The organism is Amycolatopsis sp. La24 (genome assembly GCF_029087445.1).
Lineage (GTDB): Bacteria > Actinomycetota > Actinomycetes > Mycobacteriales > Pseudonocardiaceae > Amycolatopsis > Amycolatopsis nivea.
Genome location: NZ_JARACH010000005.1, coordinates 20,948 through 36,424, shown reverse-complemented (window position 1 = coordinate 36,424; position 15,477 = coordinate 20,948). Strand labels below are relative to the sequence as shown.

Below are 15,477 nucleotides of genomic sequence, written 5' to 3'. Positions count from 1 at the left end.
TCGCCGGTGTCCCCCAGGAGAGCTACCCGCAGGTGTCCACCGCGCGGGGACGTTTTAGCCCGACCGGATCAGTAGCGTTTTCCGGCATGAAGGGGTATTCGATGCACAAGGCCGGGGGAACCGCGGCGGTGATCGCGGCTTGTCTGCTTCTGACGGGATGCGACGAGGAAACAGAAGCGGAGCCGGCACCGAACAGCGCACCGGTCAGCCAGGCCGCGTTCACCGGCGCGAAGAAAATCACCGTGGACGGCAAATCGGTGAACGTATCGTGTTCGGGGCCGCTCGAGAAAGGCAAACCGGTCGTCATTCTGCTGCACGGAGGCGGCGACGCGCTGGACAAATTCGCCAGTCTGCAGGAAACGCTGGGCAAGAAGAACCGGGTGTGTTCCTACGACCGGCTCGGCGCGGGCGGCAGCGATCAGCCCGCCGACCGGCAGACGTTCGAGACCACCGGAAAGGTGCTGACCGGCGTCCTCGGCCAGCTCGCCGCGGATTCGCCGGTCGTGCTGGCCGGGCATTCGCTCGGCGGGCTGATCGCCGCCCGCTACGCCCCGGACCACCAGGACAAGGTCAAGGGCCTGGTGCTGATGGACGCTACCTCGCCGACCCAGGGCGCGGACCTGACCAGGGAAATCCCCGCCGACGCCACCGGGGACTCGGCCGCTCTCCGCGCGCAGACCCTGGCGGTCTTCAACGGCGAAAGCCCGGAAAAACTGGTCGTCGCCGACGCGGACGTGAAATCCGCCGGGGACATTCCGGTCGAGGTGATCAAGCACGGGAAGGAATATCTCGCGCAACTGCCGCAGTACGGTCCGGGATTGGAACGGGCGTGGACTGAGGGCCAGGTGAAGTGGCTCGCGCTTTCCAGCCGCAGCGAACTGACCGTCGCGAAAACCAGCGGGCATTACATTTACCAGGATCAGCCGGACGTCGCCGTGCGGGAAATCGAGGACGTCGCCGCGCGAGTCGCGGGTTAATCGACCAGTCCGTGCCGATAAGCGTAAACGACGGCCTGCACCCGGTCGCGGACGCCGAGTTTGGCGAGCATGCGCGAAACGTAAGTCTTCACGGTCTCCTGGCTGAGCACGAGCGCCGCGGCGATTTCGCTGTTGGAAAGGCCTTCCGCGACCAGACGGAGGACTTCCAGCTCGCGCGGGGCCAGCGGGACGTCGCCCGGATCCGCGGCAGCGGGGCGGATCCGGGTGGCGTACCGGCCGACGAGCTGGCGCGTCACCTCGGGGTCGAGCAGCGCCGCGCCGGACGCGACGGTCCGGATCCCGTGCAGCAGCTGGTCCGGCGGAGCGTCCTTGAGCAGGAACCCGGAAGCCCCGGCGCGCAACGCCTGGTAGACGTTCTCGTCGAGGTTGAAGTTGGTCACCACCAGCACTTTCACCGGTGCCGCGACGTCGGAGCCGGCCAGCAGACGGGTCGCGGTGATGCCGTCGAGCACCGGCATCCGCACGTCCATCACGACGACGTCCGGGCTCAGCTCGCGAGCCAGCTCGACCGCGGCCTGCCCGTCGCCGCATTCGCCCGCGACCTCCAGGTCCGGCTGCGCGTCGATGATCGTCACCAGCCCAGTGCGGACCAGCACCTGGTCGTCGGCGACGAGGACCCGCAACGGCGCGCTCACGCCGGAATCCGGGCCCGGACGCAGAACCCGCCGCTTTCGCCGCGCCCCGCGGCGAAGTCTCCCCCGACGTCGCCGACCCGATCGCGGAGCCCCGCCAGCCCGCGCCCGCTGCCGCCGACCGCCAGGTCGACCTCGCTCTCGGTGCGGACTTCCACGGTGATGTCCTCCTCGCCGTGCCGGACCTCAACCGAAGTCGGGCTGCCGGGCGCGTGTTTGAGGGCGTTGGTCAGCGCTTCCTGCACGACCCGGTACGCCACCTCCGAGTTCGCGGGCGCGCCTACCTCGGTGAACTCCACCGGCTGCCCGGCTCGCCGCGTCTGCTCGACCAGCGTGTCGAGCCCGAGGGCGGGCTGGGCGCCGGGGTTGAGCACGTCGAGCAGATTCCGCAGCTCAGCGATGGCTTGGCGGCCGGTGCCGCTGACCGTGGCGAGGGTCTGGTCGAGCCGCTCGCCGGTGAGATACCGCGCGGATTCGGTCTGCACGACCATCGCGGTCACGTGATGGGTCACGACGTCGTGCAGCTCGCGAGCGATCCGCGCCCGCTCCGCCGCGCGCGTTTCCTCGGCGACCCGGCGGCGCCGTTCGGCCTCCGCGGCGCGGGTGGAGCGCAGCCACGCCCCGATCCCCCACACGACGACCAGCGACAGGTAGAACGCGGCCACTCCCGCCGCCGATTCCCCGCCGCCACGCAGCGGAAACGCGGCCACGAACAGCAGATATGCCACGGTGAACCCGATCGCCGCCGCGCGCCGTCCCCGATCCGCCCGCCAGCCGGCGTTGAGCACCGCGACCGGCAACGCCGAGCCCGCGAACGAGTGGTAACCGCACAACTGGTCGATCGCGAACCCGGCCGACACCAGCGCGAGCACCGCGATCGGCCATCGGCGGCACCCGGCGAGCGACAACGACTGCAACGCGACCGCTCCGACGGCCAGCGCGTCGAACGGCCGCGACGGCAGCCCGCCGAACTGCGTGCCGAACGTCTGCAGGGACGGCAGCAGCGATCCGGCGAACAACACCAGCCCGAGCAGGGGGAACCACACCGCGTGCCGAGCCCGCGAGACCCGCAGGAGGTTGATCACCCGGCGAGTGTATTCCGGACGAAAAGGATGTCGTACGTGCTCACCCGGCGGTATGGACGGCAGGGCACGAGTGTTGCCCCTGCACCGCGCTCAGCCCCGGCCGTTGGCCACCCATTCTTCGCGGGTCAACGCGTACTCGACCTCACCGTGTTCCGTGCCTGGCAATGGATCGTCGAAGTGCAGGTGGAAGGTGCGGACGTACTTCAGCCCGGACCGCTCCATCACCCGCCGCGACGGAGTGTTCACCGCCATCGTCTGCGCCCACACCCGCCGCGTGCCGAGCTCGGTGAATCCTTTGTGGATCGCCGCCCGGGAGCCTTCCGTCGCATACCCGCGACCCCAGGCTTTCGCCAGCAGCCGGTAGCCGAGTTCCAGCTCCGTCGTACTGCCGTCTTCCGGCGGCTGCAAGGAAATCCAGCCCATGAACTCGTCGGTCGCCTTTTCGATCGCCGCCCATTGCCCGGCTGGCCCGCGTTCGTAATCGGCGAGAATTCCGGGCAGCACCTTTTGTTCGATCTCGGCGCGAGGCGTCGGCTCGCCAGTGAGGAACCGCATCACTTGCGGGTCGCTGTCGAGCTGCACCAGACTGTCTAAGTCGGCTTCGGTGAACCGCCGCAGCAGCAACCGATCCGTCTCCAGGACTATCACCCGACCACCAATCCGGCCGCCGCCGCGATCCGGTCGCGAGATTCCAGCAGCCTGGTCCTGAGCTTCGGCACATCCACTCCCAGCAACCGGCCGTCCCGCTTGACCGCCTTGCCCCCGACGAAGACGCTGTCCACGACACCCGGGTGCGCAGCTGTGACCACTGTGGACACCGCGTCGTTGACCGGGAACACCGACAGATCCTCCGCGTCGATGAGCACCAGATCCGCGTCCTTTCCGACACTGATACTGCCCGCCCGGTCACCGCGTCCGCAGGTACGGGCACCGTCCACAGTGGCGAACTCGAGCAGGTCGCGCGCGACAAGACCGCCGTCGAGACCGCGCTGCGCGGCAAACGCCGTACGCATAGCCGAAAACATGTCACCCCCAGCAGACGGACAGTCGTCAATGGACAGCGACGGCCGGATCCCAGCCGCCAGCAACCGTCCGGTATCCGGCCATCCCATCCCCATCTTCAGCTCGACGTCCGGGCTGACCGTCACCGAACAGCCCGCGTCCGCGAGGATCGCCAACTGCGTGTCGGTGAGACCGTTGCCGTGAACTATCGTCGTCCGGTCGTCAAGCAGTTTTCGTTCGCGCATTTCGGGAATCGAGTCACCGGCTGCGCGATGGATGTGCACGCTCACCCTGAGGCCGAGTTCCCGCGCCAACGCGACGTCGGCGGCCGTCGTGTCCATTGTGGTCAGCATCGGCCCACGCAACCCGAACGCCATTTCATCGCCGGTTAGCCGCTTCCGCACGCGGACAGTGTCGGCTGGTTCCATCGCGCTGTAGCAAAAAATGGATCTCCCAGGAGCGTCCTGGAGCGCGTCGATCGCCGCGTCGGCGTGCTCCGGCCGGTCGGAGCAATGGAACCAATCGAGCATCGTCGTCACACCCGAGTTCAGCGCTTCGAGCCGCCCCAGCAGGTTGCCGAGATACACGTCCTCCGGCAGGTAGTGCGGCCGGAGCCGCTCGTGCATGACTTCGCGGTATTCGGCGAACTTCCAGTCCGCGCCGAGCCCGCGGAACGCCGTCTGCCAGGTGTGCCGATGAGTGTCCACGAATCCCGGCAGGACGATCTTGCCCGAGGCGTCGACGACCTCGGCGTCGGCCTGGATCGAAGGCCCGACCGCCGCGATCCGCCCGTCCTCGATGAGCACGTCGCCGCGCGGGAGATCCCCGACCGCCGGGTCAAGACTGACCACGGTCCCGTTCTGGAGCAATGTCTGCATGAACCCTCCCCAAAGTTGATACATCAACTCTAGAGCCGCTGAAGTTGATGAGTCAACTCCCCAGGTACGCTTCCGTCTCATGACCCCCGACGACTGGGAGCTGTGGAACGCCTGGGTGCACGCGCAACGCCTGCTCACCCGCGAACTGGATCGCGGACTGCAGCGGGACTGCGGCATCTCGAAGGCCGAGTTCAGCGTCTTGGTGACCCTCTGGCGCACGCCCGGCCACGAAACGCGCGTCGCCGACCTGGTCGAGGCGCTCGGCTGGGAGAAGAGCCGGGTCTCGCACCAACTGACGCGGATGGAGACGCGCGACCTGGTCGCCCCGACCCGCAGCGGCCCCAGCGGACGGCGCACCGGAATCGCCCTCACCGCACACGGCCGCTCGGTCATCCAGGAGGCGTTGGTGGTGCACGGCAGCAACATTCGCCGCCATTTCCTCGACGAATTGACCCCCGCCCAGGTCAACGCCATCCGATCATGGGCCGAAGAGACCATCGCGCGAATCGAGCCAGCCGGCTGACCGGACGCTACCGTGTTCCGAAGATGACTACAGGTATCCGAAAGGTTGATGCCGGATGAGCGACGCATCGGGCAAAGCAGCGTCGCCGGCCGCGGACCGGACGCTGACCGTGCTGGAAGCCCTAGTGCGGGCCGAGGAGCCGCTGACGCTGACCGCCCTCGCGAAGGCCGCCGGGGTTCCGCTCGCCACCTGCGCGTCGATCGCGTACACGCTGGAGCAGCGGGGGTATGCCGTGCGGCGGGTCGTCGGGCGCAGCCACTTCTGGCGTCCCACCCTGCGGCTTTACGGTTTGGCCATCGAGTTGGTGCGGAAGGTCGACCTGCCTTCGCTCGTCCAAGCCGACCTGCGACGTCTTGCGGAGAGCCTAGGGATGCCCGCGCATGTGGGGATCTTGGAGGACGCTTCGGTGGTTTATGTCGCCAAGGCATCCACGCCTGGGTTCGTCCAGTTCGACACTTATCGGGGGAAGGTCGCGCCGTTCGATCTGACCGCCCTGGGTCGGGCTATCGCGGCGCATCTTCCGGAGGCTGAGCTGAAGCCGTTGCTGTCTCGCCTTTCGCGCGGGGTTGGGCCCAAGGCTGCGGCTCCGGATGCGGGTCAGTTTTTGGCGTTGCTGGCGAAGGTGCGGGCGGATGGGTATGCGATTGAGAGCGAGGAGGAGCAGGCTGAGATCGCCTGCCTCGCTGCGCCGTTCTTCGACGCCGAGGGGGCTGTGGCCGGGGCCGTTGGAGTGACGGGGTTTGCGCGGCAGTTGGTTGGAGAGAAGAGGAAGGCTGCGGTGCGTGGGGTGGTGCAGGTTGGGCAGGAGGTCTCACGGCGGTTGGGGTTTGCGGTGTGAATGGCCGAAGTCCTAGGCGTCAGCAGCGGCCAGTGCAAGTTAGGGCATCTGGCGACAACAAGGTTTCCTAGAAACACCGCCACATCGTTCACCACCGCATACCAAAGATTGCGGAGACGATCCGGGTTGTCCGGGTTCGGTTCAACGTTCGCCCTGAACCAGTCGTTGAGCTCCTGCACCGACTCGTCCTCGTCCCCAATCTCGATCCCGTTGCGATGGAGCAACCTCCGCAGGCGCTCGACCCGCTCAGGCACCGCCTTCATGAGGCGCTCATAAGACTCGCGCGCCTGGCTCTTCGTCAGCTCCGCATGCGGCCGGTCGTACGGCGGCACGTACGGTTCGCAACCATCAATCTTTAGGATCAAATTTTCGCGCCGCCTTCGCTGCTTTCCGCTGGAAGCGCTCGTCAGGTTTCTTCGCATCCGCCCACGCTGGCGAGTTGTGGACAAGCAGCTTGGCTTCACCGAGCGAAATTCCGGCAATCCTCGACACCACATCCACGCAGCCACCCTTAGGGCAACCCATCTTACGCAGTTCAGCTACCAAATAATTTAGATCAACGCCTTGCTCGAGCAAACGTCGTGCATCATCATATTCGTAGAAGTCGATATCTCTCATTTCAAAGAATCTGCCGTCTGCCATCTCCGTACCCTACTTCCTGGTGCCAAATGCGGGCCTCGTCGCACGTCTTGGATGCGACAAGCGACGGGTCCGGACCTGCGTTGCGCGCGCTGCGCCCGGCCGGGCCGCTTCTTGTCGCCACGCCAACGGCATTGCGTCTCCCTCCCCGATCGACTATCTTCCTGAATCAAGAAGACTTCTACGAAATACCGGAAGATAGGCCAACCGGAGTATCGGGGAGACGTCGTGGGCGCACTGTTGCGCTGGGCGGAGGCCGATCGCGCCGTGGTGCGCGGGGTGCTTTCCGAGGCGCTCGTTCTGGTGTCCATCGGCGCGACTGAGCAGCATGGGCCGCACTTGCCTACTGGGACCGATGGCTTTCTCGCGGCTGCGGTGTGCGAGCGCGCGGCCGAGTTGGCGGCGCCGCGGGCTGGGCGGGCGTTGTTGCTTGCGCCGACCATTCCGTACGGGGCTTCCGATCATCATCTGCCGTTCAACGGGACGCTTTCGCTTTCGGCGCAGACCTTGTTGCATGTGCTCGACGACCTCGCCCGGTCGATCGCGGTGCAGGGCGGGCGGCGGCTGGTCGTCGTCAACGGGCACGGGGGCAACGTCGGCGTCTGCCATGCGTTCGCTGGTGCTGCCTCGACTCGGCACGGGCTTGCGGTGGCGCACACTGATTACTGGCGGGTCCTTGAGCCGGAGGACGTCGTGCCTGGGCATGCTGGTGAGTTCGAGACGTCGATGATGATGGCGGTTCGCGGGGAGCTGGTGCAAGAACCGGCGGCGAGGGAGTTGCCCGCAACAATCAGCGTGTCTGATGTGGACATTCATTCCGAGCGGGTTTGGCTGAGCATCGACGGGTACACCGACCGGCCTGAATTGGCTGCCTTGGATCGGGGCAGGCGGTGGTTCGAGAGGATCGCCAGCGGGCTCGCGGATCGGTTCGTCGAGCTGGCGGAGGTGTTGTGAAGCCATGATCGTGGACGTGCACACTCATACTCCCACCCACCAGGCCGCGGTGCCGGAGGACGAGCGGCGCGTCTACGAAGGGTGGCGGACCGACCGGGCTGTGGTCACTACGAATTCTTGGGCGGATTACGACAAAGCTACCGAGGTCGCCGATCTGTCCATTGTGTTCAACATTGCTGTTGAGGAGCCGGAAGAGGCGACTGGGCTGCCGTATCGGGCGGAGGATACTAATACTGCTACGGCGGCGTTTGTGACGGCTGACCCTGGGCGGCGGATTGGGTTTATGTCGGTCAATCCCACTGCGGCCGACGTGTTCGACGAGGCTGATCGGTGCCGGGAGCTCGGGCTGGTCGGGGTGAAGCTCGGGCCGAATTATCAGAATTTCGATCCGCTGGGGCCGAAAGCGTTGGAGTTCTACGGCTATTGCGAGCGGCATGGGTTGCCGATCTTGTTTCATCAGGGTGCGTCGCCGATCCGGCAGGCGCCGTTGCGGTACACGTATCCGCTGGTCACCGACGAGGTTGCGCTGCAGTTCCCGGAGCTCCGGATCGTCATGGCGCACATGGGCCATCCCTGGGGACGCGAGACTGTGGTGACCATCCGCAAGCATCCGCACGTGTATGCGGACGTGTCTTCGATTTACCTCCGGCCTTGGGTCTGTTACGAATCACTGCTCGCGGCGCAGGAGTGGGGCGTGCCGCACAAGCTGTTGCTTGGTTCGGACTTTCCGATCGCCACCACCGCGGAGGCGATCGCGGGGATCCGGCGGGTCAACGACATCGTCGCGGGTACCGCGTTGCCGAAGATCTCGCCCGAACTGATCGAGGGAATCATTCACGCGGACGCGGTCGCCGCGCTCGGCCTTCAGAAGGGGATTCGATGACGCCTATTCGCGGAGTGTCTCCCGTTCTCGAGGTGCCTTTCACCGACGACGGCGACATCGATGTTTCCGGCTTCCGGCGGGTCATCCGGCAGGTGCTCGGGACCGGGGTCGGCAGTGTGATGTTTCCTGGCTTCGCCTCGGAGTTCTACAAGTTGGCCGAGGACGAGCGGCACACGCTGACCGAGGTGTTGCTGGCGGAGACGAACCCGCGGGCGGATGTCCTGGCCATTATCGCGGTTCAGGACCATGCGACGCGGCTGGCGGTGCAGCGGGCCAAGGAAGTCGTGGCCGCGGGGGCGGACTTGATCAATCTTCTGCCGCCGCATTATCTGCAACCGTCCCGGAAAGCGCTGGTCAAGCACATCCGGGAGGTGCTTGACGCGGTCGCGCCGACTCCGGTGGTGTTGCAGTACGCGCCCGAGGAGACCGGAACCAGTCTTGACGCGGATGTGCTGCGCAAGATCGCCGCCAACCATGCCAATCTGCAGCTGGTCAAGGTCGAATCCAGCCCGCCTGGACCGTTGATCGCCGAGCTGGCCGCCGGGGATCCGCCGATACCGGCGGTCGAGGGATATGCGGGCGTGCAGCTGCCGGACGCGATCCGGCGCGGGGCGGTCGGGACGCAGCCGGGGTGTTCGTTCACCGAGATCTACGTCGAGATCTGGCGGCGGTTCGAGGACGGCGACGAAGCGGGCGGCGACGAGTTGCATCGACGGCTGCTGCCCTACATTTCCTATTGGATGCTGGACACTGAGCGGATTATCGCGGCGGAAAAACTGATTTCCGTACGCCGTGGGTTCTTCGGCAGCCCGTACTGCCGTGCGCCCGCGCATCGGCTCGACGCTGAGGACATCCGGATGATCGACCGGTTTCTCGCCGAGTTCCGCGAGTTTCTGTGAACACCGTCGACGACCTCGAGGTCACCGCGATCAGTCCGGTCGTCCGGCCGGAACTGGTCGTCGCCGGGGCTCGCGGGACGCATGACCGTTCCGACTTCCTGCTGGTCCGGGTGACCACTTCGGACGGTGCGACCGGGCTGGGCGAAGTCAGTGCGACGCTCCAGTGGAGCGGCGAGGACGCTGGCACGGCGGAGTATCTCATCAAGAAGGCACTTGCCCCGGCGATCCTCGGCCGGCTGCTCGTTCCGGTCGCTGATCTTGAGCGGCGCATGGACGAGGCAGTGGCCGGTGCGCCGTTCACCAAAGCCGGGATTTCGACGGCGCTGTGGGACGCGTACGCGCGCATGCTTGAAGTCCCGCTCGCGGTGGCGCTCGGGGGTCCATTAAGGACTGAGGTGCCGGTGAAATGTTCGCTCAGCGGCAGCGGGCGACGGCTCCATGACGTCTACCACGCAGCGTTCGCGGCCGGATTTCGCAGTTATAAGCTCAAGGTTGGCTTCGATCCCGAAGACGACGCGCGTCGGCTCGCTGAGGCACGGGAGCTCGTCGGAGCGGACACGTTCCTCGGGCTGGACGCGAACGGCGGCTACCGGCTCGGGGACGCTGCCCGGGCGATTCAGTTGATGCGCGACCAGGGTCCGGCGTTTCTCGAACAGCCGGTGGCACCTGGCGATCTGGCTGGGATGCGGGAGTTGCGCGGGCGCGGGTTGTCCATTGTGGCCGATGAAAGCGTGTTCGGCACGGAAGACCTCGTGTCGGTGATCCGGGCCGAAGCGGCGGACGCGGTCAGCCTGTACATCGGCAAAGCGGGCGGGCCGGGCCGAGTGGTGGCGATGGCGCAGCTCGCGAACGCGTTCGGGCTCGACGTCGTGCTTGGTTCCAATGGGGAGCTTGGCATTGGCGCGGCGGCCCAGCTCCACGCGGCGTGTGCCGCGCCTGGGCTGTCGGCCCGGATTCCGTCTGACATCATCGGCGCGCATTACTACGAGCGCGACATCCTCAAGACGCCGTTGAACAGCGACGGCCAGACCGTGCGGCTCGGCGACGCGCCCGGCCTCGGCGTCGAGGTGGCCGACGATATCGCCGCCGGGTTCAGGAGCGTCCGGTGAACCGGTCGAGGACATTCGCCGTGATTGCGGAGACGCCGTCGTCTACCAGCACGGCGGACGTCCAGGCGATCGATCCGACGGAGAACACCTCGCCGCCGCTGGCCGTGGTGTAGCAAGCGATTTCACCACCGCCGTCGCCGGGGTTCAAGCCGCGGGCGAGTACGTGAGTCCCTTGTGGACTGTGCGGGCCGGTCTTGTCGGTTTCGTGTCCGGAAGCGCCGCCTGGACACCGTTCGTGCAGGCTTCGGACGCCGAACAGGTCTCCCTTGTCCAAGCCGGTGCCGCGGAAAGCCCAGTGGCTGGGGTCGACGACCTCGTATGGGGCTCCGGTCATCGCTCCCGCGCTCGTGAACACGACGCCGAACAGCTCCGACGTCGGCCGGAACGTGCGGTGCATCCGGCTCTCATACGCACTGGACTCGACGGCCTGGGTGCGGAAGCGCAGTGCGTCCGAAGAGAACACCACTTCGCAGTCCGCGACATTGCCGCCGAAGTTGGCCAGTTTTCCGCCGCGGTCGTGCACCCAGGAATAGACCGCGGAGTACATCTCGCGGGACCAATACTCCGGATGTGTGCTCAGGACCAGCGTGCGGTAGCTGTCCAACGGCAGAGTGCCGTCGTGCAGGTGCGCGTCGGAGTAGAGGTCGTACTCGTAGCCGTTGCGTTCCAGCCAGCTGAGCAGCCGCCATTCCGCGGCGGCCAGGTGACACGGTTGCCTGCCGCGGATCGGGTCCTCCGGCTGGGCTTCGGCGCTGAGCTGGTTCAGCGGTTCCGGGCGTTCAAAGGAGAGCGGCGGGTACGCGTCGTCGGGCAGGGCGTGTTCGCTGAAGCTTGACGCCAGGTAGCGGGGCATTTCCAAGCGGGGCACCAAAACTGGCGCGGAAGGCAGAGCGGAGGCGTTGATGTAGTTGCTGCGGCCGCCGAAATTGTTGTAGGCGTTCCAGGTGTTCGTGGACGCGACGACGGCGATCGGCGCGGTCGGCTGGCGTGGCGCGACTACCCAGGGAAACGAAAACCGGGCACCGGATTCGCCTTCGACGTGGAAGTAGTACAGGCCGCTGCGGTCCGGAGCCGTGACGTACTGGCGATGGGACGGATCGACGTAGCCTTTTTCGTTGAACCGCACGCCGGTTTGCGTGTAGTCGCCATCGGGCGTGACCTGGACGGTGGCGCGCGGCGCGTGTTCGTCGAACCAGCCGATCAGCGCGGTCTCCTCGGCCACCGCGCCGTATCGCCACAGGCTCAGGCGGTACGGCTCGGGGCTGTGGATCCGGAATTCGCCTTCGTCGCCGCTGCGGGCCCATTTCGGCCACAGGTAACCGAAAATCTGGTCGGACAGCAGCCGGAACTGGTGCGGTTCGGCTCCGAGCGCGAGGTCGACGTGTTTGGCGCCGTAGCCGTCCTTGGCGAGGGTGACGCGGTAGTTGCCGGGCGGAACGTCGGCGTGGATCGCGCCGGTCGCGGTGGAGCGGGCGGTCCAGTGCGCATCGCCGGCGTTGATCTCGACCGCGACATCGGGCAGCGCGAGATAGCGTTCGTCGCTGACGTATCCCAGCAAGGTCATACTGTCGCGGCTTTCGGTTCAACGGCCGGTTCCGGCAACGGTTGCCCGGCGCGTTCGGGCAACAGCAGCATCGCGATCGCGCTGAGCACGCAGCCGGCTATGACGTAAATACCGACGCCCCACACCGCGCCGGTCGCGCCGACCAGCAACGCGCTGAGGTACGGCGCGAATCCGCCGCCGAGCACCGCAGTCAGCTGATATCCCAGGTTGACGCCGGTGACACGCGAGCGAGTGTCGAACAGTTCGGACAGAATCGTCTGGGACAGCGCGGACATCGCCATCACGAACACCGAGAAGCCGAGCACCATCGCGACCGCCACGAGGACCGGGTTCTTCGTCTCGAACAACCAGAACACCGGGAAGATCACCACGGCGAGCCCGATGCAGCCGCCGAGGAAGACCGGTTTCCGGCCGATCCGGTCGGACAGCGCACCCCACGTCGGCGCGAGAACGATCTGCGCGCCGGCGGCGACCATGGTCGCGGTGAGCGCCACGGACGCGGGCATTCCGAGATCCTTTTTGACATACGACGCGCCGTAGGTGGTGATGACGTAGCCGCCGATGCTGTTGGCGAAACCGAACAGAACGCCGTAGATCAAATTGCGCGGTCGGCGCAGCACAGCGACCAGCGGAATGCGCGCGCCGGCGTCCTTCTTGCGTGCGCGTTCAAAGTCCGGCGTTTCGCCTACGCGCATCCGGATGATCAAGCCCGCGACCAGCAGCACGAAGCTGAGCAGGAACGGGATCCGCCAGCCCCAGGCCAGGAAATCTCGTTCGGGAAGCGTGGCGAACAACGCCATCAGCCCGGAGGAAATGAGCAGCGCGACGCCTGCCCCGGAAAGGAGCAGGGCCCCGTAGAGACCGCGTTTGCGCGGCGGGGCGTGCTCGACGGCCAGCGAGATCGCGCCGCCCATTTCGCCGCCGGTCGAAAAGCCCTGCAGCAGCCGCAGGATCACCAGCAGAATCGGGGCCGCGACGCCGATCTGGCGGTATCCGGGAAGCGCCCCGATGAGAATCGTGGCGATCCCCATCAGCACGATGGTGAGGATCAAGGCCTTCTTGCGGCCGAACCGGTCCGCGATGTGCCCGATCACGATGCCGCCGACCGGGCGCAGCACGAACCCGACGGCGAAGGTGGCGAACGACGACAGCTGCCCGGTGAGCGGGTCCTCGGACGGGAAGAACACGGCCGGGAACACGACGGCGGCGGCCAGGCCGAACAGGTAATAGTCGTAGTACTCGAGCAGCGTGCCGATGCTGGAAGCCAGCACCGCGGACCGGCGCGCCGAGCGTGCCGGGGCCGAGCCTGCCGAGCCGGAGCGGTCTGCGCCCATGTCGCCCGCACCTCCTGATCCGATGGTGGATCAAGGCCGGTCGACCTCGACCCCAGCGCCCCCGAATCCCGCATTTTCGAAATACCGTAGATGCGTCTTCTATTTCGGAAAGATTAGTCTATGCTGGCGGCGTCGGACAAGGGGAATCTCGGGGCGGACCGGCGGGTTTCTTCTCGTGCGCGCGGGCCGCCGAGCCGTGGAGGGGTCGTCCATGACGTTGAGCCGTCGTCGTCTTTTGCAGTTGTCCGCGGTCGCGGCGGGCGCGGCCGTCGCCGGGACCGGAACCGTCGCCCACGCAACGGAAAAGGAGCCGGACTGGGCCAGGTTGCGCAGGCGGCTGCGCGGCGCGCTGCTGCAGCGGAACGACGCCGGCTACGCGGAAATCCGCCCGCCGTTCAACCTGCTCTACGACGATCGCTATCCGCCGGCGATCGCCCGGTGCGCCGACGCCGACGACGTCCGGAAGTGCCTCGAGTTCGCCGCGGAAAACACCGTCAAGTTCGCGGCCCGCAGCGGCGGGCACAGTTACGTCGCCTATTCCACTCCGGGCAACGGATTGGTCGCGGACCTCAAGCTGATGAACCGCGTCGAGGTCCGCCGGAACGGCACCGCCGTCGTGGGTGCGGGCACGCGGTTGCTCGACGTCTATCACGCACTCGCCGCCGAAGGACGCGCGTTGCCGGGCGGCACCTGCGGCTCGGTCGGCATCGCCGGGCTCGCGCTCGGCGGCGGGATCGGCGTCCTGATGCGGAAATACGGACTCACCTGCGACCACCTGGACGGCGCGAAAGTCGTGACGCCGCGCGACTTCCGGGTGCATTCGGTCGACCCGGGCTCGGACCTCGGCTGGGCGCTCACCGGCGGGGGCGGCGGGAATTTCGGGGTCACCACGGAGTTCACCTTCCGCACGGTTCCCGCGCCGCCGCGGGTCACCGTGTTCGTGGTGAACTTCCCCGAGGGCTCCGGTACTGACGTCTACGGGGCCTGGCAGGACTGGATCACCGCCGCGCCAAGGGAATTCTGGTCGAACATCTCGGTGCTCGGCGGCCCGAACCCGGCGGCGGGCGTCCCGGGCTGTCTCCTCGGCGGCGAACAGCAGGCCCGCGAACTCATCGCCGATCTGGAACGCCGGGCCGGGGTCAAGGGCACGGTCAGCGGTTTCCAGGAGACGGACTACCTGGGTGCGATGGATTTCTGGTCCGGAAGCCTGGAGCGTCGCCGGTTCATGGCCGCTTCCCGGGTGCTGGCGAAGAAGGCCGATCCGGCGCGGCTGAGCGCGCTCGTCACCGGCGAGACCAAGGTCGCGCTGGAGATCAACCCCCTCGACGCGGCGGTCTCCGACGTGCGGCCCACCGACACCGCGTTCGCCCACCGCGGGGTTTTCGGCGACGTGCAGGTCTACCTCAGCGCCGCCCCGGACGTCGACCGGGAGACCGCGAAGCACGAGGTGAACGACGTTCAGGCACGGCTGGCGGAGATCGCCACCGGCGGCGCGTACGTCAACTACATCAACGACGACCAGCAAGACTGGGCCACCGCGTACTACGGGGTGAACCTTCCGGCGCTCCGGGCGGCAGCGGCGAAGTACGACCCGAGCGGGGTGCTCGCGTTCGAGCAGGGTCTCTCGCCGCGCCCGGTGTGAAAGCCGGTCTGCGGCCGGCGCAGGACTCCGGCCGCAGACCGGCGGGCTACGCGGCGACCTGCAGAATCCAGGTGACGCCGAAGCGGTCCCGAAGCATCCCGAACGCCGGGGCCCACTGCGACGGGCCGAACGCCTCGACGACCGTCGCGTCCTCGGACAGCTTCTTCCAGAATCCACCGACCTCGTCGACGGAATCGCCGCTGACGGACAGGAAGAACTTCTCCGTGGTGATGGTCATCCCGTTCTCGCGAGTGGTCTCGCCGACCGGGGCGGCGGTCGCGACGCCCGGCACGTCGTAAGCCATCACCTGGAACCCGTTCTCGCCCGTCACCTGTCCGAACACCACGCGGTCCGCGCCGGGTGCGTCCTGGGGCATGCCGAAGTCGCCGTACGTGGCGATCCGGAGTTCCCCGCCGAACACCGACCGGTAAAACTCGAGCGCCTCCCTGGCCTCGCCCCGGAAGTTCAAGTGGGCGACGGCGTGCACTGCCATGATT

Annotated in this window: 16 protein-coding genes; 8 read left to right on the top strand and 8 right to left on the bottom strand. The window is 67.0% G+C overall.

What is annotated here, in order from left to right:
• The first annotated feature begins 32 nt into the window (after positions 1-32).
• Positions 33-977: an alpha/beta hydrolase gene (locus tag PUT80_RS08300; protein WP_275291595.1), complete on the top strand. Its 945-nt coding sequence runs from the start codon at positions 33-35 to the stop codon at positions 975-977.
• Here the strand turns inward: PUT80_RS08300 and PUT80_RS08295 are convergent.
• The 4 genes from PUT80_RS08295 to PUT80_RS08280 all read right to left on the bottom strand — a co-directional run bounded on the left by PUT80_RS08295 (position 974) and on the right by PUT80_RS08280 (position 4,595).
• On the bottom strand, positions 974-1,633 hold the full coding sequence (locus tag PUT80_RS08295) for a response regulator transcription factor (protein ID WP_134667310.1): 660 nt from the start codon (positions 1,631-1,633) through the stop codon (positions 974-976). The two genes, PUT80_RS08300 and PUT80_RS08295, sit on opposite strands and share 4 nt — an antisense overlap.
• Positions 1,630-2,715 (bottom strand): sensor histidine kinase, encoded by a 1,086-nt coding sequence (locus PUT80_RS08290; protein ID WP_134667309.1) that lies wholly within the window; start codon positions 2,713-2,715, stop codon positions 1,630-1,632. The genes PUT80_RS08295 and PUT80_RS08290 overlap by 4 nt, the downstream gene beginning before the upstream one ends.
• Before the next feature lie 90 nt (positions 2,716-2,805).
• Entirely contained in the window at positions 2,806-3,363 is a 558-nt protein-coding gene (locus PUT80_RS08285) for a GNAT family N-acetyltransferase (RefSeq protein WP_275291594.1), read from the bottom strand.
• Positions 3,360-4,595, bottom strand: a complete 1,236-nt coding sequence (locus tag PUT80_RS08280; protein ID WP_275291593.1) for an amidohydrolase family protein — start codon at positions 4,593-4,595, stop codon at positions 3,360-3,362. The genes PUT80_RS08285 and PUT80_RS08280 overlap by 4 nt, the downstream gene beginning before the upstream one ends.
• Positions 4,596-4,674: 79 nt before the next feature.
• Between PUT80_RS08280 and PUT80_RS08275 the strand changes: the two genes are divergently transcribed.
• Together PUT80_RS08275 and PUT80_RS08270 are read left to right on the top strand one after the other, a co-directional pair.
• Positions 4,675-5,118, top strand: coding sequence for a MarR family winged helix-turn-helix transcriptional regulator (locus PUT80_RS08275; protein ID WP_275291592.1), 444 nt, complete (start codon positions 4,675-4,677; stop codon positions 5,116-5,118).
• Positions 5,119-5,173: 55 nt separating this feature from the next.
• Positions 5,174-5,956 (top strand): IclR family transcriptional regulator, encoded by a 783-nt coding sequence (locus PUT80_RS08270; RefSeq protein WP_037816931.1) that lies wholly within the window; start codon positions 5,174-5,176, stop codon positions 5,954-5,956.
• A gap of 348 nt (positions 5,957-6,304) precedes the next feature.
• Here PUT80_RS08270 and PUT80_RS08265 read toward each other — a convergent pair whose 3' ends face one another.
• Complete coding sequence (locus PUT80_RS08265; protein ID WP_275291590.1) at positions 6,305-6,598, bottom strand: hypothetical protein; 294 nt, start codon at positions 6,596-6,598, stop codon at positions 6,305-6,307.
• A 225-nt stretch (positions 6,599-6,823) separates the two neighbouring features.
• Here PUT80_RS08265 and PUT80_RS08260 point away from each other — a divergent pair, with 225 nt between their 5' ends.
• From PUT80_RS08260 to PUT80_RS08245, 4 genes are read left to right on the top strand one after another with little or no spacing between them, the layout of a single operon-like run.
• Entirely contained in the window at positions 6,824-7,549 is a 726-nt protein-coding gene (locus PUT80_RS08260; protein WP_275291589.1) for a creatininase family protein, read from the top strand.
• A gap of 4 nt (positions 7,550-7,553) precedes the next feature.
• On the top strand, positions 7,554-8,432 hold the full coding sequence (locus PUT80_RS08255) for an amidohydrolase family protein (RefSeq protein ID WP_037816935.1): 879 nt from the start codon (positions 7,554-7,556) through the stop codon (positions 8,430-8,432).
• A complete protein-coding gene (locus tag PUT80_RS08250) occupies positions 8,429-9,331 on the top strand; it encodes a dihydrodipicolinate synthase family protein (protein ID WP_275291588.1) in 903 nt (300 codons plus the stop codon). The genes PUT80_RS08255 and PUT80_RS08250 overlap by 4 nt, the downstream gene beginning before the upstream one ends.
• Entirely contained in the window at positions 9,328-10,440 is a 1,113-nt protein-coding gene (locus tag PUT80_RS08245) for an enolase C-terminal domain-like protein (RefSeq protein ID WP_275291587.1), read from the top strand. The genes PUT80_RS08250 and PUT80_RS08245 overlap by 4 nt, the downstream gene beginning before the upstream one ends.
• On the opposite strand, the gene PUT80_RS08240 is transcribed toward PUT80_RS08245, so the two are convergent.
• On the bottom strand, positions 10,424-12,004 hold the full coding sequence (locus PUT80_RS08240; protein ID WP_275291586.1) for a carboxypeptidase-like regulatory domain-containing protein: 1,581 nt from the start codon (positions 12,002-12,004) through the stop codon (positions 10,424-10,426). The genes PUT80_RS08245 and PUT80_RS08240 overlap by 17 nt on opposite strands.
• Positions 12,001-13,338, bottom strand: coding sequence for an MFS transporter (locus PUT80_RS08235; RefSeq protein ID WP_275291585.1), 1,338 nt, complete (start codon positions 13,336-13,338; stop codon positions 12,001-12,003). The genes PUT80_RS08240 and PUT80_RS08235 overlap by 4 nt, the downstream gene beginning before the upstream one ends.
• A gap of 211 nt (positions 13,339-13,549) precedes the next feature.
• On the opposite strand from PUT80_RS08235, the gene PUT80_RS08230 reads away from it, so the two are divergent.
• Positions 13,550-14,980, top strand: coding sequence for an FAD-binding oxidoreductase (locus PUT80_RS08230; RefSeq protein WP_275291584.1), 1,431 nt, complete (start codon positions 13,550-13,552; stop codon positions 14,978-14,980).
• Positions 14,981-15,026: 46 nt separating this feature from the next.
• Here the strand turns inward: PUT80_RS08230 and PUT80_RS08225 are convergent, their stop codons facing one another.
• On the bottom strand, positions 15,027-15,473 hold the full coding sequence (locus PUT80_RS08225) for a VOC family protein (RefSeq protein WP_275291583.1): 447 nt from the start codon (positions 15,471-15,473) through the stop codon (positions 15,027-15,029).
• Positions 15,474-15,477 lie beyond the last annotated feature (4 nt).